22 protein-coding genes are annotated in these 24,587 nt (G+C 47.0%); 9 read left to right on the forward strand and 13 right to left on the reverse strand.

The window, feature by feature from the left end; all coding sequences use genetic code 11:
- Positions 1 to 193: 193 nt before the first annotated feature.
- On the reverse strand, positions 194 to 1,435 hold the full coding sequence (locus JT717_RS22960; RefSeq protein ID WP_240348371.1) for a multidrug effflux MFS transporter: 1,242 nt from the start codon (positions 1,433 to 1,435) through the stop codon (positions 194 to 196).
- 213 nt (positions 1,436 to 1,648) lie between these two features.
- Positions 1,649 to 4,702, reverse strand: coding sequence for a protein translocase subunit SecDF (gene secDF, locus JT717_RS22965; protein ID WP_205513376.1), 3,054 nt, complete (start codon positions 4,700 to 4,702; stop codon positions 1,649 to 1,651).
- 324 nt (positions 4,703 to 5,026) lie between these two features.
- Between secDF and JT717_RS22970 the strand changes: the two genes are divergently transcribed.
- Both JT717_RS22970 and JT717_RS22975 read left to right on the forward strand, forming a co-directional pair.
- Entirely contained in the window at positions 5,027 to 6,217 is a 1,191-nt protein-coding gene (locus tag JT717_RS22970; protein WP_205513377.1) for a pyridoxal phosphate-dependent aminotransferase, read from the forward strand.
- A 391-nt stretch (positions 6,218 to 6,608) separates the two neighbouring features.
- Positions 6,609 to 7,571, forward strand: a complete 963-nt coding sequence (locus JT717_RS22975; RefSeq protein ID WP_205513378.1) for an MBL fold metallo-hydrolase — start codon at positions 6,609 to 6,611, stop codon at positions 7,569 to 7,571.
- Positions 7,572 to 7,670: 99 nt separating this feature from the next.
- Here JT717_RS22975 and coaE read toward each other — a convergent pair whose 3' ends face one another.
- Entirely contained in the window at positions 7,671 to 8,285 is a 615-nt protein-coding gene (coaE, locus tag JT717_RS22980; protein WP_205513379.1) for a dephospho-CoA kinase, read from the reverse strand.
- Positions 8,286 to 8,327: 42 nt separating this feature from the next.
- Here coaE and JT717_RS22985 point away from each other — a divergent pair, with 42 nt between their 5' ends.
- Positions 8,328 to 8,618 (forward strand): hypothetical protein, encoded by a 291-nt coding sequence (locus tag JT717_RS22985; protein WP_205513380.1) that lies wholly within the window; start codon positions 8,328 to 8,330, stop codon positions 8,616 to 8,618.
- Between the two features lie 11 nt (positions 8,619 to 8,629).
- Here JT717_RS22985 and yajC read toward each other — a convergent pair whose 3' ends face one another.
- From yajC to nusB, 3 genes are all read right to left on the reverse strand, one after another.
- A complete protein-coding gene (gene yajC, locus JT717_RS22990; protein ID WP_205513381.1) occupies positions 8,630 to 8,968 on the reverse strand; it encodes a preprotein translocase subunit YajC in 339 nt (112 codons plus the stop codon).
- A 167-nt stretch (positions 8,969 to 9,135) separates the two neighbouring features.
- Positions 9,136 to 9,573, reverse strand: a complete 438-nt coding sequence (locus tag JT717_RS22995; RefSeq protein ID WP_205513382.1) for a DUF1573 domain-containing protein — start codon at positions 9,571 to 9,573, stop codon at positions 9,136 to 9,138.
- 165 nt (positions 9,574 to 9,738) lie between these two features.
- Positions 9,739 to 10,704: a transcription antitermination factor NusB gene (nusB, locus tag JT717_RS23000; RefSeq protein WP_205513383.1), complete on the reverse strand. Its 966-nt coding sequence runs from the start codon at positions 10,702 to 10,704 to the stop codon at positions 9,739 to 9,741.
- A 343-nt stretch (positions 10,705 to 11,047) separates the two neighbouring features.
- Between nusB and JT717_RS23005 the strand changes: the two genes are divergently transcribed.
- The 3 genes from JT717_RS23005 to JT717_RS23015 all read left to right on the forward strand — a co-directional run bounded on the left by JT717_RS23005 (position 11,048) and on the right by JT717_RS23015 (position 13,899).
- The gene (locus JT717_RS23005; RefSeq protein ID WP_205513384.1) at positions 11,048 to 11,338 is read left to right on the forward strand and encodes a co-chaperone GroES; all 291 of its coding nucleotides are present in this window, start codon (positions 11,048 to 11,050) and stop codon (positions 11,336 to 11,338) included.
- 156 nt (positions 11,339 to 11,494) lie between these two features.
- Complete coding sequence (gene groL / locus JT717_RS23010) at positions 11,495 to 13,132, forward strand: chaperonin GroEL (protein WP_205513385.1); 1,638 nt, start codon at positions 11,495 to 11,497, stop codon at positions 13,130 to 13,132.
- A gap of 131 nt (positions 13,133 to 13,263) precedes the next feature.
- The gene (locus JT717_RS23015; RefSeq protein WP_205513386.1) at positions 13,264 to 13,899 is read left to right on the forward strand and encodes a hypothetical protein; all 636 of its coding nucleotides are present in this window, start codon (positions 13,264 to 13,266) and stop codon (positions 13,897 to 13,899) included.
- A 171-nt stretch (positions 13,900 to 14,070) separates the two neighbouring features.
- Here JT717_RS23015 and JT717_RS23020 read toward each other — a convergent pair whose 3' ends face one another.
- From JT717_RS23020 to JT717_RS23040, 5 genes are all read right to left on the reverse strand, one after another.
- The gene (locus JT717_RS23020; protein ID WP_205513387.1) at positions 14,071 to 14,709 is read right to left on the reverse strand and encodes a DUF6266 family protein; all 639 of its coding nucleotides are present in this window, start codon (positions 14,707 to 14,709) and stop codon (positions 14,071 to 14,073) included.
- Between the two features lie 715 nt (positions 14,710 to 15,424).
- On the reverse strand, positions 15,425 to 16,168 hold the full coding sequence (locus JT717_RS23025) for a hypothetical protein (protein ID WP_205513388.1): 744 nt from the start codon (positions 16,166 to 16,168) through the stop codon (positions 15,425 to 15,427).
- 457 nt (positions 16,169 to 16,625) lie between these two features.
- Positions 16,626 to 17,225: a 3-keto-disaccharide hydrolase gene (locus JT717_RS23030; protein ID WP_205513389.1), complete on the reverse strand. Its 600-nt coding sequence runs from the start codon at positions 17,223 to 17,225 to the stop codon at positions 16,626 to 16,628.
- A gap of 217 nt (positions 17,226 to 17,442) precedes the next feature.
- Positions 17,443 to 17,952, reverse strand: a complete 510-nt coding sequence (locus tag JT717_RS23035; RefSeq protein WP_205513390.1) for a cupin domain-containing protein — start codon at positions 17,950 to 17,952, stop codon at positions 17,443 to 17,445.
- A 157-nt stretch (positions 17,953 to 18,109) separates the two neighbouring features.
- Positions 18,110 to 19,108 (reverse strand): hypothetical protein, encoded by a 999-nt coding sequence (locus tag JT717_RS23040; protein ID WP_205513391.1) that lies wholly within the window; start codon positions 19,106 to 19,108, stop codon positions 18,110 to 18,112.
- A 115-nt stretch (positions 19,109 to 19,223) separates the two neighbouring features.
- On the opposite strand from JT717_RS23040, the gene JT717_RS23045 reads away from it, so the two are divergent.
- The 3 genes from JT717_RS23045 (at position 19,224) to JT717_RS23055 (ending at position 21,898) form a co-directional block, all read left to right on the forward strand.
- On the forward strand, positions 19,224 to 19,559 hold the full coding sequence (locus tag JT717_RS23045; RefSeq protein ID WP_205513392.1) for a hypothetical protein: 336 nt from the start codon (positions 19,224 to 19,226) through the stop codon (positions 19,557 to 19,559).
- Between the two features lie 339 nt (positions 19,560 to 19,898).
- A complete protein-coding gene (locus JT717_RS23050; protein ID WP_205513393.1) occupies positions 19,899 to 20,384 on the forward strand; it encodes an FKBP-type peptidyl-prolyl cis-trans isomerase in 486 nt (161 codons plus the stop codon).
- Between the two features lie 86 nt (positions 20,385 to 20,470).
- Positions 20,471 to 21,898 (forward strand): L-serine ammonia-lyase, encoded by a 1,428-nt coding sequence (locus JT717_RS23055; protein WP_205513394.1) that lies wholly within the window; start codon positions 20,471 to 20,473, stop codon positions 21,896 to 21,898.
- Positions 21,899 to 21,920: 22 nt separating this feature from the next.
- Here JT717_RS23055 and mqnE read toward each other — a convergent pair whose 3' ends face one another.
- Both mqnE and JT717_RS23065 read right to left on the reverse strand, forming a co-directional pair.
- Positions 21,921 to 23,090 carry an aminofutalosine synthase MqnE gene (gene mqnE / locus JT717_RS23060; protein ID WP_205513395.1) on the reverse strand — a complete coding sequence of 390 codons (1,170 nt, stop codon included), beginning with the start codon at positions 23,088 to 23,090 and terminating at the stop codon, positions 21,921 to 21,923.
- A 198-nt stretch (positions 23,091 to 23,288) separates the two neighbouring features.
- A complete protein-coding gene (locus JT717_RS23065) occupies positions 23,289 to 24,584 on the reverse strand; it encodes a NupC/NupG family nucleoside CNT transporter (protein ID WP_205513396.1) in 1,296 nt (431 codons plus the stop codon).
- Positions 24,585 to 24,587 lie beyond the last annotated feature (3 nt).

A 24,587-nucleotide genomic window follows, 5' to 3' on the forward strand; every position in this document is an offset into this window, starting at 1 on the left:
CGGTTTAAGAAAGGGCGGTACTGCTGTTATGGAAGTCAACTATTGTGTTTGCAAGTACCGCCCTTACTGATGTGACTGCAAAGTTGGGGCGATGATAAACGGCCGGGGGCTCATTAACCCCCGGTTAACGGTTAACCGATTGTTAAGCGTTCATCTTTAGGAATGGTTGGCCGGTTTTTATCACTTAACTCAATTATTGTCTGGCTGAATGGCGGCGGTCGCTCAATGCAAGGAATACTGTGATTAATCCTAATAAAAAAAAACTGATCACAAGCGGCAACACGCCATGGTGTAATAACTGGCTGATAAACGATCCCAGGCTTGCACCTATAAAGAAGAAAGATGTTCCGTAGATGGAAGATGCCATACCCGCCATATTGCCCATTTGTTCCAGCGCTAAAGCGCTGCTGTTGGGCTCAACCGCTAGGTTGATGCCCAGCAGGAGGGCACAGGCAATAAAAAATACAACGATATTGGGCGGATCACCGAACAGGAATGTGCACAGCAGTAACAGGGCTCCCGTCAATGTGTAGCTGCTCAGTAGCCATTTTATGACCCGGTGTGCTCCGTACTTCAACGATAAACGGGCATTCAGTAAGGTGCAAAGCGACATCACCAACCCGATACCAGCAAAGATCCAGGCAAATAAATGCGGCTGGCCGTAAATCTCGCCAACTATGTATTCGGAGCTGGCTACGTAAGAACTTAAGGCAGTGAAAAGAATGGTAGTAATTGCGGTATACCGGAGAAAGGACCGGTTGCTGAAAACTTTCCGTACAGAACGCCCGGTGTTTATCCATTCGAGCTGTACGCGTTGCTCCCGGGGCAGTGATTCTTCCAGCCTGAGCGACCAAAGAAATACGATCACCGCAAACAGGGGTGGGGTAAGGAATACCGCCTGCCAGGAGGAAACAGAAAGAATGGCCACTCCCAAAAAAGGTGCAATAACCGGGGTGCACAAAAAGATCGTAAAGATCAGCGACATGATGCGCGCCATCCTGTTGCCTACGAAGCGATCGCGAACGCCGGCAATGGTGGCCATAAATACGGCTGAGGCGCCCATGCCGGCTGCAAAACGTGCTGCCAGCATGATCTCCAGGCGGGGCGCAAGGGCCGCAACTATTCCGCCAATGATGTAGAGTGGAAACCCAACCCGCAGTATGGGCAAACGGCCGTATCGATCCGACAGTACGCCAAAAATGATCTGTGCTATCTGCCCCATGAAAAAGAAGGAAATGATCTTTGCGGTAGCGGTGGAATCAGCAGGAAGCCCCAGGTGCACACGCAGCTGGGCAAAGGCAGGAAGCATGATGTCGATGCCCAGGGCTGTCAGCATCATGGTGCAGGCAGACAGGCTGATAAATTCAGCTGGTTTCATTGTCATTCGGCTTTCAGCAGGCGTTTCCACCACCGCGCGGGAATCATTACTTTTCATAACGGAGCTTTGATTTCATGGCAAAGCTATTGGCTGAATGGCAGAGCAACCGGGGGTGAAACAGACAAATTGGTGGGTAGATCTGGCCAAACTCCTGGCTCTCCAATGATGACCCTATATTAACTCGGTCAAAGCTATCAACTTATGAGCGCATCCTGAAAACAAAAAGCCCTCCGTTAACGGAGGGCCTTGCTATAATGAAAGATTAATTTATTAAGCTTTCTTGGCCAGTGCCGGTTTTTGAGCGGTACTGCTTGCTTTTGGCTCAGGAGCGGGTTCACCCAGTGGTTTGTTTTTGGCAAAGTCGATCAGGATCGGCGCTGCCACAAAGATGGATGAATAAGTACCGGTAATAACACCGATCAACATCGCAAAGGCGAAACCTTTGGTAACCTCGCCGCCGACCAGGAAGAGGATGAGGATGGTGAGGAATACCGTGAGCGAGGTCATGATGGTACGGCTCAGGGTCTCGTTGATCGCTTTGTTGATGATAGTTGTTTTATCGGCCCCGTGCATGGTATGACTGTATTCGCGGATACGGTCGTACACGATCACCGTATCGTTCATTGAGAAACCGATCACGGTCAGGATCGCAGCAATGAAGTGCTGGTCAATTTCAAGCGGGAAAGGCACCACATCTTTGAGGAAGGAGAATACCGCCATGGTAACCAGTACGTCGTGCAGCAGGGCAATGATGGTTCCCACAGAATATCTCCAGTCGCGGAAACGGATGAAGATATAAATAGCGATGATCAGCATTGACCAGAAAGTTGCCCATTGGGCGCCTGCTTTCAGGTCATCGGAAATGGTGGGGTTCACCTTGTTGCTACCTTCCAGCAAACGGTTATTGAAATCCTGCTGGGTGGTTGCTTCCGGCAGGAAAGGTTTCAAACCGCTATACAGGGTGCTTTGCACGGCTGAGTCAACGCTTAGGCCGGTTTCTGCTACCCGGTAATCAGTAGTTATATTCAGTTTACTGGTGCCGCCGTACGTTTTAATAACCGGCGTGCTTCCAAATGTTTTCTCCAGTGCATTCCGTACTTCTTCTGCATTCACTTCTTTACCAAAGTTCACCACATAACTTCTACCACCACTGAATTCAACACCATATCTGAAACCATGGAAGAAAGAAGCTATACCCACTAACAATACGACTGCTGAGATCACGTAAGCGATCTTCCGGTATTGGATGAATTTGAAAGCAGCGTGTTTGAAGATGCGTTTTGATAAAGCGGTAAAATATTTAAAATGCCTGTTCTTATTGGTATAGAAGTCTGTGATCAGGCGTGATACCAGGATACCGCAGAACAACGATAACAAAATACCGAGGATCTGGGTGGTAGCGAAACCTAATACAGGGCCTAAACCGTAAATGAACAGGATGATCGCCGTTAACAGGGTGGTGATGTGTGCATCCAGTACCGGAGGTAATGAACGCAGGTACCCGGTTTTCACCGCCTGCGCGTAATTGCTGCCTTTCGACAGTTCCTCCTTGATACGCTCAAAGATGATCACGTTCGTGTCTACCGCCATACCAATGGTCAATACCAGACCGGCAATACCGGGTGCGGTTAAGGTGGCATTCAGGGCGCTCAGTACGCCGATGGTAAACAACAGGTTCAATATCAGGGCGATGTTGGCAACAATACCTGCGGTATTGTAGTAAACCAGCATCAAAATGAATATTACGATAAATGAAATGGCGAAGGCCATGATACCGCCGTTTACGGCTTGTTCACCGAGGGTGGGACCAACCACCTGCTCCTGAACGATGATGGCGGGGGCTTCGAGTTTACCGGCTTTCAGGATGTTGGCCAGGTCATTGGCTTCTTCGATCACCAGTTGCTGGTTTTTACCACCTGAACCCATGGTAATGCGGGAGTTGCCGCCTTCGATCTTTTGAATAACGTTGGGTGCGCTATAAACAATGTCATCGAGCACAATGGCGATGGGTTTGCCAACATTCTTTTCTGTCATGCGGGCCCAGTTCTTGGCGCCACTGGCATTCATTTCCATGGCCACAGCCACTTCGTTGGTAACCTGGTCAAATTCCTGGCGGGCGTCTACGATCGCATCGCCTTCCAGTTCTGCGCGGTCTCTTCCGGGAACGGTCTTAATGGCGTAGAGTCTGAGGAAATTGCTCAGTTTTCCATCGTCGTCACGGTCTTGTTTGCCCCAGAGGAATTTAACGTTGGCAGGGAAACTGTTGCGAACAGCAGGAATGCTCAGGTATCTGTTCACGGTACCGGTATCAGCCAGGAGGGCCAAACCAATAGAAGGAGAGTAGCTCACCTTGCCGGTGTTGGGATCCTGCTGCGGCGGAATGAATTTTATTTTGCTGGCCAGAATGTTACGGCTGGCGGCAGAAGTATCTTTTTGGGTAGAATCGATAGCACCGGTAGAATCGAGCTTTGTATATGACAGGTAGTCATCGAGCGCTTTAGAGGCGTTCATTACTGAGCTGGAAAGTTCCTCAAGGGTGTACACTTCCCAGAATTGCAGGTTGGCGGTTGATTGCAGGTATTTACGAACCCTTTCAGGATCGCTGGCGCCGGCCAGTTCTACGGTGATGATACCTTTATTTTCGTCAAGGCTGATATTGGGCTGGGCTACACCGAACTTGTCAATACGTTTACGCAGCACCTGGAAGGTCTGTTTCATGGCGGCATTGGCCTGTTCGTGGATGTAGTCTAATACCCTGTTATCGGAAGCGGTTGCGCTCAGTTTGTTGTTGGCGTTCGCGAACAGGGGAGCCAGTTTGTTGGCGCTGTTCTGCTCACGGTAGGCGTTGGCAAACAGATCGATAAAGTTTTGATCGCTGGTTAATTTCCGTCTTTGGGCTTCAGCGATCGCTTTCAGTAACTGGGGGTCTTTGGGATTGTTAGCCAGGCCTTTGATGAGACCGTCGAGGGCTATATCCATTGTTACGTTGATACCACCTTGCAGGTCGAGACCCAGCAACAGTTCGCTTTCTTTAGCTTTCTGGTAGGACTGACCCCACCAGGTAATTTTTTTGTCTCTTGAAGCAGTCAGCAAGCTATCGAGGAAAGCGTCGCGTGCATTGTCCACGGTGTCTTTGTATAAGGCCCGGGCTTCGGTGTTGGTGGGATACTTTTGGGCAGGAGTAAGGGGATAGGTCCGTTTAACATAGGCATCTGCTTTTTTACCCATTTCTTTTTCGTGCTGGTTAACAAACCAGGTAAACGAAAGCTGGTATAAAGAGATCAGGATCAACAGACCTGCAAAAATGCTAACCAGTGCTCTCATTGGATTGTGTCATTTATTTTTTTAGAGTTGGCAAAGATAGTGTTTTCGGTCAGAAACCAGGTAGTTTGTTGCGTTTAACTCGCTACTGGCGGCCATTTTCCGGAAATTCCGTCACCGGTTACCTGATGCCGGTTACCGGGCGCTGAATTTCAGGGTTTCGGACCGGTTTTCTGGTCCCCTGTAACCGGTGACCGGGAACCGGGAACCCATGTCTCTGATACATCGAAAACCAATAACGTTTCACTTACATTTAAATTTTAGAAATTCTGCAATTTCAAATTAACTACTTTTGCGGCACAAAAAAATTACCAACCTAATTTTAGTATGCAACTATCATCCCGTTTACAGTTATTCAACGAGCCGGAAACCCTGAAGATGGCTAAGTTGGGCCGTGAATTGCGCGCCAAAGGAATTGATGTGATCGACCTGAGCCTGGGCGAACCAGATTTTGATACCCCCGAGCATATTAAGGAAGCTGCCAAGAAGGCAATTGACGACAACTGGAGCCACTATACACCTGTAGCCGGTTATCCTGAACTGCGTGAAGCGGTTTGTACCAAGCTGAAGCGTGATAATAACCTGAACTATAAACCCGAAAATATTATTGCTTCTACCGGCGCCAAGCACAGCCTGGCGAATGCGGTATTTGCAACTGTGAGCAAAGGCGATGAAGTGATCATCCCCACTCCTTACTGGGTTACTTATTCCGAGATCGTGAAACTGGGTGAAGGCGTTGTGAAACTGGTGCCTACTTCCTTGAAGAACAAATACAAGATCACGCCCCAGGAGCTGGAAGCCGCCATCAGCGACAAAACCAGGCTGTTCATTTTCTCTTCTCCCTGTAACCCCAGCGGAAGCGTGTACAGCAAAGCCGAGCTGGAAGGCCTGGCCAATGTATTCAAGAAATATCCAAACTGTTATATCCTGTCTGACGAAATTTATGAATACATCAATTTCGTTGGCAAACACGAGAGCATTGCGCAGTTCGAAGAACTGAAAGACCGCGTGATCGTTCTGAACGGTTTGAGTAAAGGTTTTGCCATGACCGGTTACCGCTTAGGTTACCTGGCGGCGCATCCTGATGTGATCAAAGCGTGTGAAAAATTACAGGGCCAGTTCACCAGTGGTACCAACAGTATCACCCAGCGTGCTGCCATCACGGCGCTGACCACCGATCTGAAGCCTTCTATGGAAATGACCAAAGAGTTCGAGCGTCGTAAAAAGCGGGTGATCGAGCTGATGAAAGCTATCCCCGGTTTAACTTTCGCTGAACCCGATGGCGCATTTTACGTATTCCCTACTGTAAGCGCTTACTTTGGTAAGAGCGATGGTGAGGAAACCATCAAAGATGCCGACGACCTGTGTATGTACCTGCTGAACAAAGCGCATGTAAGTACCGTTACCGGCCGTGCTTTTGGTGAGCCTACCGCCATCCGGATCTCTTTTGCCAACAGCATGGAGAAGATCGAAGAAGCCTGGAAGCGCATCACTGCTGCTTTGGCAAAGCTGAAATAAGATGATGAATTAATGATAAGTTATATAACCCCGGCACTTGCCGGGGTTTTTATTTTGGGCTTGCCAGGTGCAGGGTTTCTGCGCAAAAAGCGACATCGGCAGTTGGTGTGCTTCAACGATCGCAAACGGTGTTCACCATCCGAAAAAGATAACCGCTCTGTTCAGCCGGCGGAACCGGTGAAAAGCCGGATCTTACGTTGATTTACCGGAAAAAATTGAATGATCTTAATAGAGCCGGCACCAAACTACAGGCCTCGCTAATGCCACCCGGAAACATCGGGATGGTTGCTGTTTCCCATTGACAAATACCTGTAAATGTAACATGGCATAGATTTTATTTATCTGCTATGTAACACCTTATCTTTTTCTTCCAATCTTAAAAAATTCATCAATGAAAAGTGGAACGATAAAATCAGTGATCGACGTGAACTGGTTTATGGTAGCGCCGGGGATCTGGGGTATGCGCGATGCATTCGTAAACGTGTATTTCATTCATAACGCGGTTGACAAAAAGTGGGTGCTGGTTGATGCAGGTTTAAAGCGGTCAGCCGCCAAAATAAAGGAACTGGCTGAATACCTTTTCTGGCCAGAATCAACGCCGGCAGCCATTATTTTAACGCATGGACATTTTGATCATGTAGGCTCAGTACTGGAACTGGCGCGGGAATGGGAAGTTCCCGTATTTGCCCATTTAATGGAACTGCCATATTTGTCGGGTCTTTCATCTTATCCGCCGCCTGATCCCTGGGCAGGTGGTGGCTTAATGACAGTTATGTCACCGGTATTTCCCAAAGGGCCTATCAATATCAGCGAACATCTTCAAATATTGCCCGATGATGGAAGTTTGCCCTACCTGCCAGACTGGAAATATATTCATACACCCGGGCATTCTCCCGGCCATATCAGCTTATTCAGGCGCCGCGACCGCGTACTGCTGGCGGGCGACGCTTTCGTTACCACCCGGCAGGAATCGGTTTGGTCGGTCATGATGCAAACCAAAAAGATCACCGGCCCGCCCCGATATTTTACCAGCGACTGGAAGGCGGCCGCTAAATCGGTAAAAACGCTGGCAGCTCTTGAACCGGATATTGTTGCGACAGGACATGGCCAGCCAATGAAGGGGGAAGGAATGCGGAAAATGCTCCACAATCTGGCTAATAATTTCAATGAGATCGCTGTTCCGATGCATGGCCGGTATACCCGGCAGGCGGCACTTGCTGATGAAGGCGGCGTAACTTATGTACCTAAACCGGTGAGCAAGGTGGCGCCTGGAGTAGCTGTGGTGGCGGGTGTTGCTGTATTGGCCCTGACGGCCTGGTATGTTTACAGTAGCAGAAAAGCTAGTTCAATATAGTAATTCGATAATGTAGATCTGATAATTCGATTATTGTTCAATTCCTAAAGCCGGTGATGCCGGCTTTTTGCATTAAGCAGTATTATTACATGTAACACATTAACGAATGGATAGCGGTTGCGCTGTCGCCGCAAGCCTTAACAAAGTCTCATGCAGGGTTATTACCTGGGGTATCACGGCCTGTTGTTCATCGTTATGAATAACAAAATCGCATAAACGCATTTTGATCACTTCCTGGATCTGTTTGCCCATCCGGGCCAGTACCTGGTCACGGGTAGAACCATCTCTTTTCATAGCCCGCAAGATGCGCAATGGGGCAGGGGCTGAAACGCCGATAATATAATCAAGCTGATCCTGGGACCCGCTTTCAAAGATCAGGGCTGCTTCCTTAATGGCATAGGGCGCGCTTTGTTTTTCCATCCATTGTTCAGCATCCCTGATGGTGGCGGGATGAACAAGTGCGTTCAGCAGTTCCAGCTTTTCTTTATTGTTGAATACCTGGCTGGCGATATAGGGGCGGTCGAGCTGGTTGTTCTTGTAGGCGGCAGGCCCGAAATGCTGTATGATCTGTTCTTGTAACTGTTGATCATCATTCATAATGCGTTTGGCGGCCTCATCGGCATAATATACGGGAATGCCGAGCACTTCGAACACTTTCGCTACAGTGCTTTTGCCACTGCCAATGCCACCGGTTAGGCCGATCCGTAGGGTCATAGTTCCAGGTTTCGGGTTCCAAGTTACTAGTTTCAGGTCATAATGTTGCCGGTTGCCGGTTACCAGTTGCCGGTTGCCGGTTACCAGTTACCGGTTACCAGTTACCGGTTACCAGTTACCGGTTACCGGTTGCCGGTTGCCAGTTACCGGTTGCCGGTTACCGGTTGCCGGTTGCCGGTTACCAGTTACCAGTTGCCGGTTACCGGTTGCCGGTTACCAGTTACGGGTTGCCGGTTGCCAGCGTCAATGGGTGAATGGAAAATGGTGAAAGCCCGCATAAAAAAGCCCCCCGGTATACCGAAGGGCCTGTTGTATCTTCTTCTTCCCCTTTAGGGGCGGGAGTATTATTTCGCTGGAGTAGCAGCTGCGGTTTTATTTACATTGGCAGTCATCTCCATAGAGATGGCGCTTTTTTCCACTTTCATATAGCTGCCGGGGCTCGTTTCCAGGTCGATGGTACCATCCACGTTCATTTTCTTTACCCGGCCATGAATGCCGGCAATGGTAACAATTTTATCGCCTTCCTGTAAATTCTCCTGGAATGTTTTGGCCTGCTTTGCTTTTTTGGCCTGCGGACGGATCATAAATAACCAGAATACGAGGATCATACCTACTAAAAGGATCAACTGCATGTATCCGGCGCCGCCACCCTGAGCCTGCAAAAAAATAACTAAACTTGTCATTGTTATATCTGTTTGAAAATTTTAAAATTTTATGCTTCGAAACAAAAATAAGGAATGTGCTAATTTGCTAATGTGATAATGTGCTAATACTGTACTTCAAGATCCTTAATTATTATCAGCACCTTGTAATTTTCATCAGCACATTAGCTAATCAGCACATTAGCTAATTAAGATTTAGGTTTTACTACTTCAACATCAAAATGCACCTTATGGTTCTGGGTGCCCTTTGTATTGGCTTCTACAAAAATGTCCTTGCTGTTATGCCCTTCCCGGCCATCGCTGTTAAAGGAAGCTTTTATGGTTCCTTCGGCACCCGGCGCTATCGGTTCTTTAGGCGGTTCGGCAGCTGTACAACCGCAACCCGGCCGAACGGCAAGGATGACCAGGGGTTTATCACCTGTATTCCGGAAACGGAAAGATACATCCAGCTTCTGTCCCTCATTGATCTTGCCATAATCCCTGGTTGAATCGATCCATTCAATGGTCGTGAATTTGCTGCTGTCAAGCGCCTCTTTGGATACCCCCGCGGCGCCCTGTGGCGTTTTATCGGCATAATCACAGCCAACAATGGTTGCTGCTACAACTAAGGCCAAAAAGTATTTCATCAAGGAATTAATTTTTGCAAATCTAGTCTATCCGGGCAAATCAGTCAAATGGGGTCAAATCAGTCAAATGGTCAAATCAGTCATATGATCCCGAGCGATATGGGTAAATGGCGGATGACATGTTTGACTTGTATGGCTTATCTGACTATAAGACTTATATAGTTTCTATGACTTATTAGTCTGTGCTCCATTGGGCGAAAACGCCACCTTATGCATCTGATTGTCCCGCACCAGGTCTTTATGGATATTATCCAGGATACCGTTTACGAACTGACCGCTTTGCTGGGTACTGTACTCCTTGGCCAGGTCGATGTACTCGTTAATGGTCACTTTCGGTGGAATGGTCTCAAAGAATAAGAACTCGCACACGCCCATACGCATTAAGATCATGTCCAATGAAGCGATACGGTCAGGGTCCCAGTTCTTGAGTTTGGGTTTAATATATTGAAGCGCCAGGTCTTTTTTCTCCAGGGTGGTTTGCAGCAGGTTTTTCGCAAACTGCCATTTTTCCTTGCTCAGCAATTCCTGGAAATTATAAGCGGCAGGTTTGTTCAGGAAGTTCTGCAACAGCACTACCAGCATTTCCGCGTCATCATCCCAGTTGGAAAAATACTCTTCAATATAACTGGTAAAGGTTTCGTTTGGCAACAGCAGGGTGTCGAAGATATACTCCAGGATCTCTTTTTCATCCTTCTTATCACGGCCCTGGATGGCAATGTACTGCTGGTATTTTTCAGAATCTACGAGTTCCAGGTAAATCTTGCGCAGCAATTCTGCATTTACCAGTTGTTCAGGTTTATCGTCTTTTACGGCTTGCTTGTAAGAGGGATGATCGAGGATCTTCCATAACAATTCGTTGCCGGCTAATTTAATATTAACGTTCAGGTCTTCTTTTGTTGGCAGGTGTTTCGAAGCGCGGTTGCGGGCATCGGTTTCCGCATAACGGGCTACTTCAGTTAGAAAATGGATCAAATAAATAAAAAGCTGCCGGGTTTGATCGAAGTGCTTCTGTAAAACTTTCACGGTATCAACAGGCTTAGTGGGCATTTCTCCGCCTGATTCAGCAAACTGACTTTCTACAGAATAGATGGTTTGCATAACTTTCACACGAATATTTCTTCTACTGATCATCTTGCAAGAACTTGTTTTTGAGGGCACAAAGCTATGCGATTTACCGGGTACACCCAAAATCGTGTTTATGAACTTTGTAATAATACCTATTTCTTGTTCAACGGCAATATATTAAGGCAGAACCGATTGTCGCTGCAAAAATGGCATAAGATGAAACAATGCCTTGGTTGAATTCAGTGCAGTTTCTGCCATACTTAACCAAAAACGCTGAAAAAATGACCTTTAGAAAGGGATTGGTACAAAATTCGTTTACTTTTGCCGCCCGGCTTTTTTGGCAGGGCCACCCAGTTTCTGGGAAATCATATCCTCTATTACATCATCTAAAATCAAAAATTAATACACTATGGCTAAGAAAGTAGAAGCTATAAACGTTACCCCACTGCATGACAGGGTAATTGTTAAACCAGCTAAAGCGGAAGAGAAAACCGCCGGTGGTATCATCATTCCCGATACTGCTAAGGAAAAGCCTCAACGTGGTACCGTAGTAGCTGCCGGTCCTGGTAAAAAAGATGAGCCGGTTACTGTAAAAGTTGGTGACGTAGTTCTGTATGGTAAATATGCAGGAACTGAGATCCAGATCGAAGGCGATGATCTGCTGATCATGCGTGAAAGCGACATCTTAGCAATCGTATAGTCAATTAGCTAATGTGATAATGTGATAATTTGATAATGCTCCAAGGTCGAGCAGTTCCATTAAAAGCAAGGCCCAGACCTAAGCATTCAGTAAAGCCTGTATTCAATTATCACATTATCGAATTATCAAATTATCAAATTAATAAATTAACGAGATATGGCAAAACAACTTTTCTTCGACATCGACGCCCGTAATAAAATGAAAAAAGGTGTTGATACCCTGGCCAATGCTGTAAAAGTGACCTTAGGTCCCAAAGGCCGTAATGTGGTTCTGGAGAAAAAATTCGGTGCTCCTGCTGTAACAAAAGATGGTGTAACCGTAGCTAAAGAAATTGAACTGGAAGATCCCATTGAAAATATGGGTGCTCAAATGGTAAAAGAAGTAGCTTCTAAAACCGCCGACATCGCCGGTGACGGAACCACTACTGCTACCGTTCTCGCACAAGCTATCATCAGCGAAGGTTTGAAAAACGTAGCTGCTGGTGCTAACCCAATGGACCTGAAACGCGGTATCGACAAAGCTGTTGAAGCTGTTATCGAAAACCTGCAAGGTCAATCACAACCTGTTGGTATCGACAGCAAAAAGATCCAGCAAGTTGCTTCTATTTCTGCCAATAACGACGAGAACATTGGCAAACTGATCGCTGAGGCTTTCTCTAAAGTAGGTAAGGAAGGTGTTATCACTGTAGAAGAAGCTAAAGGTACCGACACTACTGTAGAAGTAGTAGAAGGTATGCAGTTCGACCGTGGTTATACTTCTGCTTATTTCGTTACCAACAGCGAAAAAATGCAGGCTGAACTGGAAAACCCATACATCCTGATCTACGACAAGAAGATCAGCGCTATGAAAGATATTCTGCATATCCTGGAAAAGGTAGCTCAAAGCGGCCGTCCTTTACTGATCATTGCAGAAGAACTGGAAGGCGAAGCACTGGCTACCCTCGTAGTAAACAAATTACGCGGTACCCTGAAAGTGGCTGCTGTTAAAGCGCCCGGCTTCGGCGACCGTCGTAAAGAAATGCTGCAGGATATCGCGATCCTTACCAAAGGTATCGTTATCAGCGAAGAGCAGGGTTATAAACTGGAAGGTGCCGACCTCACTTACTTAGGCCAGGCTGCTTCTATTACCATCGACAAAGACAACACTACTATCGTAGGTGGTAAAGGCAAAAAAGATGATATCAACGCCCGCATCAACCAAATTAAAGCACAAATTGAAGTAACTACTTCTGACTACGATAAAGAAAAATTACAGGAACGCCTGGCTAAATTAAGCGGAGGTGTAGCTGTATTGTACGTAGGTGCTGCTACTGAGGTTGAAATGAAAGAGAAGAAAGACCGTGTTGACGATGCCCTGCACGCTACCCGCGCTGCTGTTGAAGAAGGTATCGTTCCTGGCGGTGGTGTTGCTTACATCCGTGCTATTGCCGGTTTAAATAAACTGAAAGGCATTAACGAAGATGAGAACACCGGTATTGCTATTGTAAAACGCGCTATCGAAGAGCCGCTTCGCCAGATCGTTGCTAACTGCGGTATCGAAGGCAGCATCGTTGTACAGAAAGTAAAAGAAGGTGAAAATGATTATGGTTTCAATGCACGCGCTGAGAAATACGAGAACCTGCTCCGCGCTGGTGTAATTGATCCTACCAAGGTTACCCGTATTGCACTGGAAAACGCCGCTTCAATTGCCGGTATGGTGCTCACTACTGAGTGCGTAATTGCCGACAAACCGAAGAAAGAAGAACCCCATGTACATGGCGGTGGCGCTCCTGGTATGGGCGGCATGGATTATTAATACCCACCACTCCCGAAAAGGGGAGAGTCGGAAGATAATAGGCCCTTCGGAATACCGAGGGGCTTTTTTTTGCCCCTTTAGGGGTTAGGGGGTAAATTCTTCGTAACTTATAGCCAACCAAAATTGCAGCCATGAAACATATTGCCTGGTGTTTGCTCTTGCTGTGCCAGTGCGCCCTTGGACAAAACAAAGAAGATGATCAGCATACAGTAACCGGAAATCCTTATTTATTAAAAGAATGGTGTGATGGTGTTGTGCGTTTTTCAAGCGGTCGTACAGTGACCCAGTTCAAGCTCAAATTCGATTGTTTAAAGAACATGCTGTTGCTACAGTTCAACGGCAGTGCATTTGCCGCCGAAAGCAAGGTGCAGGAATTCGTCATGTACCCAAAGAATAAAGATTCCATTCTCTTTCGCCGTGGATTTCCCAGCACCGATAAAACAACAGACCAAACCTTTTTTAATGTCTTATTGCAGGATAAAGCTTCCCTGCTTCGCCTGGTTACGCGCAATATCATAGAAGAAAAACAGCTGGTTGCCGTAAGCGGCCGCATGAACCGGCGGCTCGAAGAAGCGGAATACTATTACCTGCTTCAGAATGGACAGATGCAGCTTTTACCGGCCAACCGGAATGAGCTCCCTTCCACATTTGCAGACAAAAAAGAGCCTGTTGCCCAGTTTATCTCCAGCCAGCAGCTCAAAATGCAATCGCCCGAAGATTTTATACTCGTCGTCAAAAAATACAATGAACTTTTAGCTACCCCATGAGCCGGTACATCAATAATAAAGCATCCCTCCCGCGGTGAGGAATGCTTTAATTAACAGGTTCCGGCTTGATCCCAGAATTGTCTGGCTTACATGGGGTGACAGCTGCAAGGTGTATAGCCCCTATTTTGTTTGGCAGAAACCTGTGGTGTAAGGATAAACGGTTTCTCATCGTCAGGCGATGGTTAACTTACCTGCATATACGCTATCGGAAACATCTGATCCGTCTTCCGATATAAAGGCTACCCAGGTGTGTACGGTCTGGCCGCTGAAACCTGGCATTTCCAGATCAGCGGTGCCTGCACTACGCGGCGGCCCTTCTATTGTATATGCGCTTACCTTCATGGCTTCGCAATACGCCACCAGGATGGCTTTATCGCCGGGCCGGGATTTACCTACACCACTGCTGGTAGTCCAGGTGAACGTTACAGTATCAGTCTTTGCGGATGACGCAACGGGTTTAAAGATCTGCCTGATCTCGCCGCGGCATATCTGCACCAGGCTATAGTCAATGCTATAGTCCGGATACTCGCCCACGACTGCATTCTTCAGAAGATTTCTTACCGATGCATTGTACCCGGTCATTTTGACCGTTAAGTCGCGATAACCCAGGGTTACCACTTCTTTGATGGTACGCATGAACTGATTGGCTTTTGCCATTTTAAGCCTTTGCTCCTGTTGTTTTTTTGAAGCTGGCTTTTTCGATTTTGATGGACGCTCCTTTACAACGGTTTTTTCTTTCCAGGACGAGAAACTGATATTCCCGATTTTTCCGGAAACCTTACCGAGAGGTCCCTGTTTTACTTGTGCCATAACACATGAATTTAAAAAGGTGAACAATTGGTTTACTAACGGAAGCGGCCTGCTGGTGTAACCGGTATATCCAGTGGTCCCGATTCCCATAACAAACATACGCCGGCAGGAAAAGACGCAATCCCTGTTTACTCACTTACGCTCACTTAAACTCACTTAGACTAACTTATGTCCCTTTTTGACGTTTATGTCGCGTTTTTTTGAAGTCGCATACTGTTGTTGTAGTTTTTATGCAGAGACAGTAATCATATGTCAGATGCGTAATACGGCTTTTTACCTCTTCTTTACCTCCTGGTTACCTCTGTATTTCACAATCAGCTGATTTGCAGTAGGTCCATTTTTATTTCCTTACCTCTTGTTTACCTCTTCTTTACCTCCCCGTTACCTCCTGTTTCAGGATCCATTACCTTTTCTTTACCTCTTCTTCTCCTTTTCATGGCCGCTGCCTGCCTGTTCCTTTCCTTTTCTTGTGATCACCTTTTGGTTAGCGTTATATTGCCGTTTCGTTTTCATTGTCTTTTTTTACCTCAGGGGTAAAGAAAAGGTTTACCTAACCAAACCGCAACCAAACGACAACCAAACCATAACCTAACCCAAACTATAGTGCTGCTGCCTGCACATAAAAAAAGTGATCACCGCAATTGTGGTGACCACTATCATTTATTTGCAATAAACAGTAAACCTGGTTTGTGCTGGGGGCCGTTGTCATTACAGCCTAATCATCCTGATCTTCATCATCAGCACCATGTAATATAGCCAGGTGCCTTCTCAGATCTTCTTCATCCTCATCGTGAACAGCGCAAAACTTTTTGATGGAAACAGATCTTCTTTGTTTTCTAACAGCATCCCCGTCACTCTCCCGGTCTTTGTCCCGCACTTCCCTTATCATTGCCTGAGCGGTTTTTATGTGACAGTTATAGATCTGTGCCACCTCGAAAGCGCGGATGACCATTTGCACCCATTTCTTCCTTTTATACATGGGTTCACCCAGCGGATTAGCTTCCTCCCATAACTTTGCCCGCAGTGCCAGTGTTTCCGTACTTTCCATTATGCCTTGCCGTAAGTCTTCAGCCACCTCCCTTATTTTCCGGGGCCTGTCGGGAATGACGGGTTTATCGATCGTTTTTACCGGCGGTAAGGGGCCATCTGTTTTCAGGGATGCGAGAAATAAATGAACAAATGTAGACTCAATTCCCAGGCAATCACAAAACTCAGAAGTTCTTACATCATCGAGGGCTGAATGTTTGCCCATTTTCCTGCGTACTTTTCTTAATAGTTCGTTGGCCGTTGAATAGTCGCAGTTCATAAATTGTTTGACGTCTTCTCCGGTAAGCGTGATAGTAAGCTGCTGTGCGGGGTAAAAGGTCGTAAGAACATAGTATTGCTCTTCCATTTCATAATACCTGAGAATACGGCTTTCGCGAATGTTGCGGCGCTCGTGTTTGTTGAACAGGGACATAGTAATACACATTTAGAGTTTGAAATGATCCCTTCCAGGAAACAAAGGAGCGCAGGAGCATGAATCCGGGTTAATACTTGGAGCTCTCAAATATATAAAAAAGTAAATATGCAACACAATTTCGGTTGGCAGCTGCTGATAACCGGGGATGCGTTTTGATGCTGAAATAAAAAAAGGCCAGGTTCCGCCAATTGGCGGGCCCAGCCTTATCATAGTAATTTTGAGCCTGTGGTCTCAAAGATTACCCATAACGGATCCCAAACGGGTTAGAGGAACATTCATACTTTGAGCCCTAAGTCTCAAAGATTGATTACGGGTATAAAACGGGCTAAAAAGGGAACGGGTAGCGATATAAAGACGGGAATTTATTTGCGCGCGTTGTATGGATGCCGATAATTTGATGACCTTGACATGCCGGCCGCTTGATGCGTTGAGAATTAGCAGGTTAATCAACTCCTCAACTGAACTGTTTGATCCTGATATTCTTCCATCTCACCTTAATGCCCCCTCCTGAATGGATCTGCAGCGCAATAAAACCCTCGCCCTGGCCGATCTTTTCATCGTTCAGGTAGATCATCTGGTGGCCATTCAGCCAGGTAGTTACTTCATCATTGATGACCTTAATTTTTAATGTATTCCATTTACCCGGTTTCAGCCATTGCTCATCTTCCGGTTTTGGTTTAATGATCCAGCCGCGGCCATATGATTCATAAATGCCCCCGGTGAACTTATGCAAGGGGGCCACTTCCACCTGCCAGCCGCTGATCTTTACGCCTTCAATACTGGAACGGAAAAATACCCCGCTGTTGCCGTTGGCCTCCTGCTTAAACTGCAGGGTTAGTTCAAAGTTTTTATATTTTTCATTGGTGCTTAGGTAACCGTATTCTTTATCCGGCCCACTCTCACACACCAGCTCGCCGTTGTCTACATACCATTTCTCCGTGCCGTGGATCGTCCAGCCACTAAGGTCTTTGCCGTTGAACAGTGATCTTTTCTTTTGTGCCATGAGACTACCCGTTATAAGCACAAACGCCAAAAAGAGCCATAGTTGTTTCATGTGTATATTTTGGTGGTTAACCGGATAAGAGTGCTTAATGTATTAAATTACTACTTATAAGCCGTTTGTCAGCATTCTTTACAGGCAATTTGTAGATGCTCAGGTAGAGCATGAAAATGAAGAAGGTGTTGCATCCATGGCCGGGCACCAGTGATCAATTCCCTCCCGGAATTACCGGTTACGGCGCCGGGAGCGCCGGCGTATTATTATTTCAGGGTTACCCGATCGTCAACTTTTTGATCAGGTCTTCATGTTGGGGATAGGCTGCCGTCAGCGCTGACTGATCCGCAAGTTCAAAATCGGCAAAGTCGAACCCGGGAGAAACGGTACAACCCACCAACGCATAATCGCCACCAGGGGCCAGGCGGGCGGCAAACCAGTTGCCTGCCGTTATTACACATTGAAAGGATTCATTGTTATCGGGATCGCAGCCAAGCCGGTGTTCAATAAGTTCGCCTTTGGCATCGATCTCATATACGATGAGGGTATCTCCGTAATAGAAATGCCATACCTCATCGCTTTTGATCTTATGAAATGCGGAGAACTGATCCTGCTGTAATAAAAAGTAAATGCTGGTACAAAAGGAGCGGTCGGCTGCAAATGTGGGCGGCAATGCCGTCAAAGGCGCCGATAGGGCCGACCGGTATATTTCCCGGAACGCCCCGCCTTCAACATGGGTTGCCAGTTGTAATCGGTTGATCCAGTACGCTGCTGTTCGTTTACTCATAATATTTAAAGCTGAATGCTTAAGGCTAACGCAAATACCCGAAACCCGGGCAGTTACATAACTACTTGGCTTTTTAACATTCACGATTGAGCGTTAAACGCGTTGGTTTGCGTTGCGCTTTCAAGGTTTCGCATTCTGCATTAAGCGTTTTGCGTTTTTATTGTTCTATCGTGATCCGCTTATCATCCCGCGGGCCCCAATACCAGAAGCGTAAGGAATCCTTGATGCGTGTGGTATCTGCCGGTGTACCGGGTACGTTAATTACTATTTTAAAGAAGCTGGAATCAGCGGCTGCTTCCAGTTGAACCCGTGGCTTCAACTTATTATACATGTTAACGGCGGTATTCCTGGACTTAGTGACCTGCAGAACATATTTATACGTTTTTGACGCACCTGGAAGCGGAGGCGAGGCCAAGTTTGCTGCAGCCCTGACTGGCCGGGTAGAATCAACAGCAGTTGTCGTAAGAATTACGCTGTCTTTCTTCATTACATCGTCCAGCGCTTTTTTGGGATCGTTTATATTTTGCAGATAGGATGATGTTTGTCCCTGTGTTGTGTCCTCACTTGCAACGGCGGTAACCGTATTCGTATCCGTTTGTACCTTTGAAGAGAATAAGCTGTAACCACCCCAGAGAATGATACCGATACCTACTACCAGGCCAATGCCAATAGCCATTTTGCGAATGGAAGCATTACGGGCCTCATTGGGATCATCATCAAATACCGATTTCTTTTTTACTGGTTCATGTTCATGGGTGGTCAGTGGCGGAGGCGCTTCAAGACGTTGTACTACCGGATGACCGGGTACAAACTCAAATACCCCTTCTTTGTTCTTTTGTAAAGTGCCAATGCCTTCGATGTGAAAGGGCTTGCCGATATTAAGCATCAGTTTGCCATCGGCTACAAATGTCTCAAGATCCGATTCTGCCAATGGCCTGATCTTGCCGGTATGTTTGCGTATAAAATCGATCAGTTCCTCATCCGGGCGGGTAATAGTTTTCTGGGCAAAATGGATATGTTCGATAATGTCGCGCGAATTTCTATCCGCAATATGTTGTACGTCTACTGCATCATCAAGGTAAAAACTGCCTATACCTGGTAAGTTCAGTACCTTGTGCTGGTAAAAATACTGTGCTACTAATACCGAAATTTTCAAGAGATTAAGGATTTTTGGTGTAAGTTAAGTATTATTTACCTGTGCTACAAACACGTGAGGGGAAGTTATTACTTTTGCCGGAGGTTTTATTCGTTTGTGGATTAATTTATTACGCATGCTTAACGAATCAGAAAAGCGGTTTTTGGAATACTGGGAGGCGAATCGTTTACGGGAAAAAAAGATAAACAAGCAGCTGTTGCTCGGCCTTCCCATTGGGCTGATATTTGCCATTCCCGTGCTGATTTTATTATTTTCCGGTAAATTCTGGTATCAACGCGCCAATATGGAGGCCAATAGCCAGAGCAGTCCGGTCATACTAATGATCGCTATAATATGTATTGCCGTTTTCGTGGCCATTTTTTACAAACGGCATCAGTGGGACCAGCGGGAACAGCATTACCTTGAATTGAAAGCAAGGGAACAGGAAGAAGCAACAGACAAAAAGCAATAGGCAATTGGCAATTGGCAATAGGCAATTGGCAATAGGCAATAGCCAATAAGCAATAGGCAATTTGCAATTGGCAATATACAATTGGCTATTGGCAACAGGCAACAGACAATAAGCAATAGGCAATTTGCAATTGGCAATATACAATTGGCAATTGGCAATAGGCAACAGGCAACAGGCAATAGACAATTGCAATAGGCAATAAGCAATAGACAAAAGGACAAAAAGCAATAGGCAATAGACAAAAAGCAATAGACAACAGGCAATTGCCAATTGATTATATGCAGCTATAACCCAAACACCATTGTCTTTAACCCGGGTTCATTAATCAAATCAATCTTCATGAAAAATCTTGTCTGGGGTCTCCTGTACTTAGTTCTCTTTTACAGTTGTAAAAAGGAGTCGGGTTGTGGCTACAACGAGCAAAATATCGTGGCGCCTGTAAGCGAACAGCAACTGGTAAAAGAGTATCTTACTTCCATTAATGTATATGCGGCGGCCAAGGATTCCAGCGGATTTTATTATGAAGTGATCAATGACGGCGATGGCGATAGTCCCAATCTTTGCTCACAGATAGAATTATCCTATTCCGGCAAACTGACCAGCGGAACTGTTTTTGAACAGAAAAGCACCGCCTTTACCCTGGGCTCTTCCATCGAAGGATTAAGAAAAGGCATTCCCATCATCAAAAAAGGCGGCCACATTAAACTCTATATTCCACCTACACTGGCCTATGGCTCCAGGGAGATCAAAGACGATGCAGGAAAAGTGATCATCCCCGCCAATTCCATCCTGGTCTTCGACATAAGACTTACCTCCTTTTATTGATCTCAGGCGGCCGGCAGGCCCTTCACCCAGGGAGTGACTAACGACTGTTAACTTCTTTTCACTACATTTGCGAAAATGTAAAACCGTTGCCACACGAATCAATTTCTGTATTCGATATCTTTAAAATTGGTGTAGGTCCATCCAGTTCCCACACATTAGGCCCCTGGCGTGCAGCGCAACTATTCCTGCGATCATTGGAGCAAAAGCAGCAGTTACTGCAAGTACGGTCATTAAAGGTCTTATTGTATGGATCGCTCGCCAAAACCGGCAGGGGACATGGTACCGATGTGGCCGTGCTGATGGGCCTGAGCGGGGAAGACCCGGTTACCTGCGCTGTTGAGCTGATCGATGAAAAGGTGCAACGCATCCGCAACACCAAAAAACTCCTCCTGCATGGCCAACATGAAATAGAGCTCGATCCGGCAGCGGATATTGAATTCCTTTTCACGGAATCGCTGCCTTATCATCCTAATGCCTTAACATTTATGATCACCCTTGCAAACGGGGATCAGCTCGCCGCTACTTATTATTCGGTAGGAGGCGGCTTTGTTCAGCAGGAAAATGAAAAGGCCGCAGCCGGTACTGCTGTACAATTGCCTTTCCCCATCGATACGGCCGATGACCTGCTGCACTGGTGCCGTAAAACCGGACTGAGCATTAGTGAGGTGGTGATGGAAAACGAACATAGCTGGCGGCCTGAGGAGGCTACACGCAAAGGGCTTTTACAAATATGGCAGGTGATGAAAGATTGTATGTACCGGGGCTGCCATAGCCAGGGGATGCTGCCCGGGGGCCTGCAGGTAAAAAGACGGGCTGCCGACCTCAATAAAAAGCTGTTACAGGGCAGAACCTATGGAGATTATGATTCCTGGTTAAAAGCCATTCGCGCCGGTGGTAACGATTTTAAATACATCCTGGACTGGGTGAGTTGTTTTGCCCTGGCCATTAATGAAGAAAATGCTTCTTTTGGCCGCGTGGTTACGGCGCCCACCAATGGCGCCGCCGGCGTAATACCCGCCGTACTGCATTATTTCGTGGTGTTCTGCGATGGTTATAATGATGACCGGATCATGCAGTTCATGCTCACCGCTTCCGAGATCGGCAGCATATTTAAAAAAGGGGCCACCATCTCTGCGGCAATGGGTGGCTGCCAGGCCGAGATCGGGGTGTCTTCCGCCATGGCGGCTGCCGGTTTAACCGAAGTGCTGGGCGGCAGTCAGCGCCAGACCATGATGGCTGCAGAAATTGCGATGGAACATCATTTGGGACTTACCTGCGATCCTATTGGCGGACTGGTTCAGATCCCCTGCATTGAAAGGAATACCATGGGCGCTATCAAAGCCATTACGGCTTCCCAACTGGCCCTGCAAAGCACGCCTGATTTTGCCAAAGTATCGCTCGATACTGTCATAAAAACGATGTGGGATACCGCCATTGATATGAGCCATAAGTATAAAGAGACAGCGGAGGGAGGTTTAGCGGTACATATACCGCTTAGCCTGCCGGAATGCTGACCGATGGCGCGTTTACCACCAGCTAATTCATATTTGGATTCACTTCCAGCTGCGTAATGTCCATGTCGCTATAGTCGTGTAATACGTTATACAGCGTATCCCTTTCCACCGGTTTTCTTTTCGCCTGTTTGATCAGGGTCACCAGCTGTGCAGTGCTCATGGCCGGGTTTTGCTCTTCGGAGCCGGCCATGGAATATATTTTGGTAGAATCGTCGATAGTGCCGTCGATATCATTCACGCCGAATTGCAGCGTCAGTTGCGCATTATGACGGCCCAGCATAGGCCAGTACGCTTTCAGGTGCGGGAAATTATCCATGTACAAACGGGCAATGGCATACATGCGCATATCTTCAATAACACCCGACTCGGGCACCTGGCTCATGTCGTTCTCTTTATTGCGGAACTTGAGCGGGATGAAAGTATTAAAGCCGCCTGTTTTATCCTGTAACTGGCGCAGCCTTTCCATATGATCGATGCGGTGACGGAACTCTTCAATATGACCATACAACATGGTGGCATTGCTGTGCATACCCAGCTTGTGTGCGGCTTCATGAATGGCCAGCCAGCCTTCTGCATTTACTTTATCGGCACAGATCTTTTCCCTTATCTCGGGATGAAAGATCTCTGCCCCGCCGCCGGGTAAAGAATCGAGGCCGGCTTCATGCAGGTATTTCATACCTTCTTCGGCACTCATTTTGGCTTTGCGGAACATATAATCCAGCTCTACCGGTGTAAAGCCCTTTATATGCAGTTCAGGCCGGTGCGCTTTTATTTTGCGCAGGAGGTCGGCAAAGAATTCGAGGTTCAATTTGGGATGAACGCCACCCACGATATGCACTTCCGTTACCGGTTTGCCATCATAGCTTTTCACAATATTCAGCATCTGGTCGGTGGTCAGTTCCCAGCCTTCTTCGCGGTGCGCATACAGGCGCGAATAGGAACAGAAAGAACAGGCAAACACACAGACGTTGGTAGGCTCTATATGAAAATTACGATTGAAATAAGTAGTATCTCCATGCAGGCGTTCCCGCACAAAATTGGCGAGGGCGCCTACGAAAGGCAAACCTGCCTGCTCAAATAATAACAAACCGTCTTCGGGGGAAATACGTTGCCGGTTCACGATCTTTTCGGCAATAGTGCGGAGGGCTGGATTTTGTTCTGCTGCAATAAGCTGCTGAATATTAGTACTCATTATGATCTGGGATTTTCGCTTTCGTTCTTACTTGTAACAAAAAAGCGATCACAAAGTTAGGGGAAATCGTGAAAGGTCAATGGTCCAAGTGTCAGTTGCCAGTTACCAGTTGCCGGTTGCCTGCAGTTAAGGTATTCTGTCCTGATACCAGCCCTGTTATAAATGTAGGCCTGGTAACCGGTATCTGGTAACCGGTAACTACATCAACGCCCCCGCAATGGTTCCGCACATCAAACAGGCAATGGTGCCGCCGATAAGGGCTTTTACGCCCAGTTCGGTAAGATTGCGGCGCTGGTTAGGCGCCAGCTGGCTGATACCGCCGATCTGGATGCCGATAGAAGCAAAATTCGCAAAACCACAAAGCGCATAGGTGGTGATGAGGATGGATTTGGGATCTGCGATCTGGCCGGAAGCTTTCATGCTGCCGAAAGAAACATAGGCCACAAATTCGTTCAGGATGGTTTTTTCGCCCAACAGCTGGCCCACCTGGATCATTTCATTGCTGTTAACACCTATCAGCCAGGCAACGGGAGAAAAGATATAACCCAGCAGCATTTGTAACGATAACGAATCATAGCGGCCATTCGTCAGGCGGGCGATATCGTCGTTAATGCTGAACCAATGGCCAACCGAGCCCAGGATCCAGTTGCACAGATACATGAGGGCTGTAAAAACGATGAGCATGGCGCCTACGTTAACGGCCAGTTTCAATCCATCGGTAGTACCCAGTGAAATGGCATCTAAAAAATTATCGCCGATCTTTTCTTTGGGCACTTTCAGTTCCTTGATGATGGTCTCGTTTTGGGGGAACAGCACCTTTGATACCACGATGGCGGCGGGGGCGCTCATAATGCTCTGGCTTAACATATGCAGGGCAAAATACTTTTGCTGCACAACGTCATTTCCGCCTAAAAAGCCTACATAGGCAGCCAGTACGCTGCCAGCGGTATTGGCCATGCCACCCACCATGATACAGAGCATTTCGCTGCGGTTCATTTTATCGAGAAAGGGCCTGATCATCAGGGGCGCTTCGGTTTGTCCGAGGAATATATTGGCCGCCGTGGAAACGCTTTCAGGGCCGGAGATGCCCAGCTTTTTTAACATCCAGGCAAATACATACACGATCTTTTGCAGTACACCCAGGTAATACAGCATGGCCGACAGGGCTGCAAAGAAGATAATGTTCGGTAATACCTGTACTGCGAAGATATACGCCCAGCTGCCGTTGGCATTGGCGAGGTTACCGAAGATGAACTCAATGCCCTTATGACCTATGTTAATAAGGTCAACAAACTTATCAGATACCCAGCCAAAGACGATCTTGATCACATTAACTTTGAGAACACCCAATGCAAAACACACCTGGGCAACTACGCCTATGCCCACCAGTTTCCAGTTAATGGCCCTTCGGTTATTGCTGAGCAGAAAACACACGAAGATCAGGAAGAACATACCTAATGCACCGCGGCTAATGTTTTCAATTACAGGGGTCATATT

This window comes from Longitalea arenae (assembly GCF_016924755.1).
In the GTDB taxonomy this organism is placed as follows: Bacteria; Bacteroidota; Bacteroidia; order Chitinophagales; family Chitinophagaceae; genus Niastella; species Niastella arenae.

What these genes read in the sequence shown, in the direction of transcription:
- JT717_RS22975 (WP_205513378.1), top strand. Translation starts at nt 6,609, where the DNA reads ATGAAAAGTGGAACGATAAAATCAGTGATCGACGTGAACTGGTTTATG.
- JT717_RS22995 (WP_205513382.1), bottom strand. Translation starts at nt 9,573, where the DNA reads ATGAAATACTTTTTGGCCTTAGTTGTAGCAGCAACCATTGTTGGCTGT.
- JT717_RS23050 (WP_205513393.1), top strand. Translation starts at nt 19,899, where the DNA reads ATGAAAAATCTTGTCTGGGGTCTCCTGTACTTAGTTCTCTTTTACAGT.
- nusB (WP_205513383.1), bottom strand. Translation starts at nt 10,704, where the DNA reads ATGATCAGTAGAAGAAATATTCGTGTGAAAGTTATGCAAACCATCTAT.
- JT717_RS23030 (WP_205513389.1), bottom strand. Translation starts at nt 17,225, where the DNA reads ATGAAACAACTATGGCTCTTTTTGGCGTTTGTGCTTATAACGGGTAGT.
- secDF (WP_205513376.1), bottom strand. Translation starts at nt 4,702, where the DNA reads ATGAGAGCACTGGTTAGCATTTTTGCAGGTCTGTTGATCCTGATCTCT.
- JT717_RS22985 (WP_205513380.1), top strand. Translation starts at nt 8,328, where the DNA reads ATGTTGCCGGTTGCCGGTTACCAGTTGCCGGTTGCCGGTTACCAGTTA.
- JT717_RS23045 (WP_205513392.1), top strand. Translation starts at nt 19,224, where the DNA reads ATGCTTAACGAATCAGAAAAGCGGTTTTTGGAATACTGGGAGGCGAAT.
- JT717_RS22970 (WP_205513377.1), top strand. Translation starts at nt 5,027, where the DNA reads ATGCAACTATCATCCCGTTTACAGTTATTCAACGAGCCGGAAACCCTG.
- JT717_RS23035 (WP_205513390.1), bottom strand. Translation starts at nt 17,952, where the DNA reads ATGAGTAAACGAACAGCAGCGTACTGGATCAACCGATTACAACTGGCA.
- JT717_RS23065 (WP_205513396.1), bottom strand. Translation starts at nt 24,584, where the DNA reads ATGACCCCTGTAATTGAAAACATTAGCCGCGGTGCATTAGGTATGTTC.
- yajC (WP_205513381.1), bottom strand. Translation starts at nt 8,968, where the DNA reads ATGACAAGTTTAGTTATTTTTTTGCAGGCTCAGGGTGGCGGCGCCGGA.
- JT717_RS23020 (WP_205513387.1), bottom strand. Translation starts at nt 14,709, where the DNA reads ATGGCACAAGTAAAACAGGGACCTCTCGGTAAGGTTTCCGGAAAAATC.
- JT717_RS22960 (WP_240348371.1), bottom strand. Translation starts at nt 1,435, where the DNA reads ATGAAAAGTAATGATTCCCGCGCGGTGGTGGAAACGCCTGCTGAAAGC.
- coaE (WP_205513379.1), bottom strand. Translation starts at nt 8,285, where the DNA reads ATGACCCTACGGATCGGCCTAACCGGTGGCATTGGCAGTGGCAAAAGC.
- JT717_RS23005 (WP_205513384.1), top strand. Translation starts at nt 11,048, where the DNA reads ATGGCTAAGAAAGTAGAAGCTATAAACGTTACCCCACTGCATGACAGG.
- JT717_RS23025 (WP_205513388.1), bottom strand. Translation starts at nt 16,168, where the DNA reads ATGTCCCTGTTCAACAAACACGAGCGCCGCAACATTCGCGAAAGCCGT.
- JT717_RS23015 (WP_205513386.1), top strand. Translation starts at nt 13,264, where the DNA reads ATGAAACATATTGCCTGGTGTTTGCTCTTGCTGTGCCAGTGCGCCCTT.
- groL (WP_205513385.1), top strand. Translation starts at nt 11,495, where the DNA reads ATGGCAAAACAACTTTTCTTCGACATCGACGCCCGTAATAAAATGAAA.
- mqnE (WP_205513395.1), bottom strand. Translation starts at nt 23,090, where the DNA reads ATGAGTACTAATATTCAGCAGCTTATTGCAGCAGAACAAAATCCAGCC.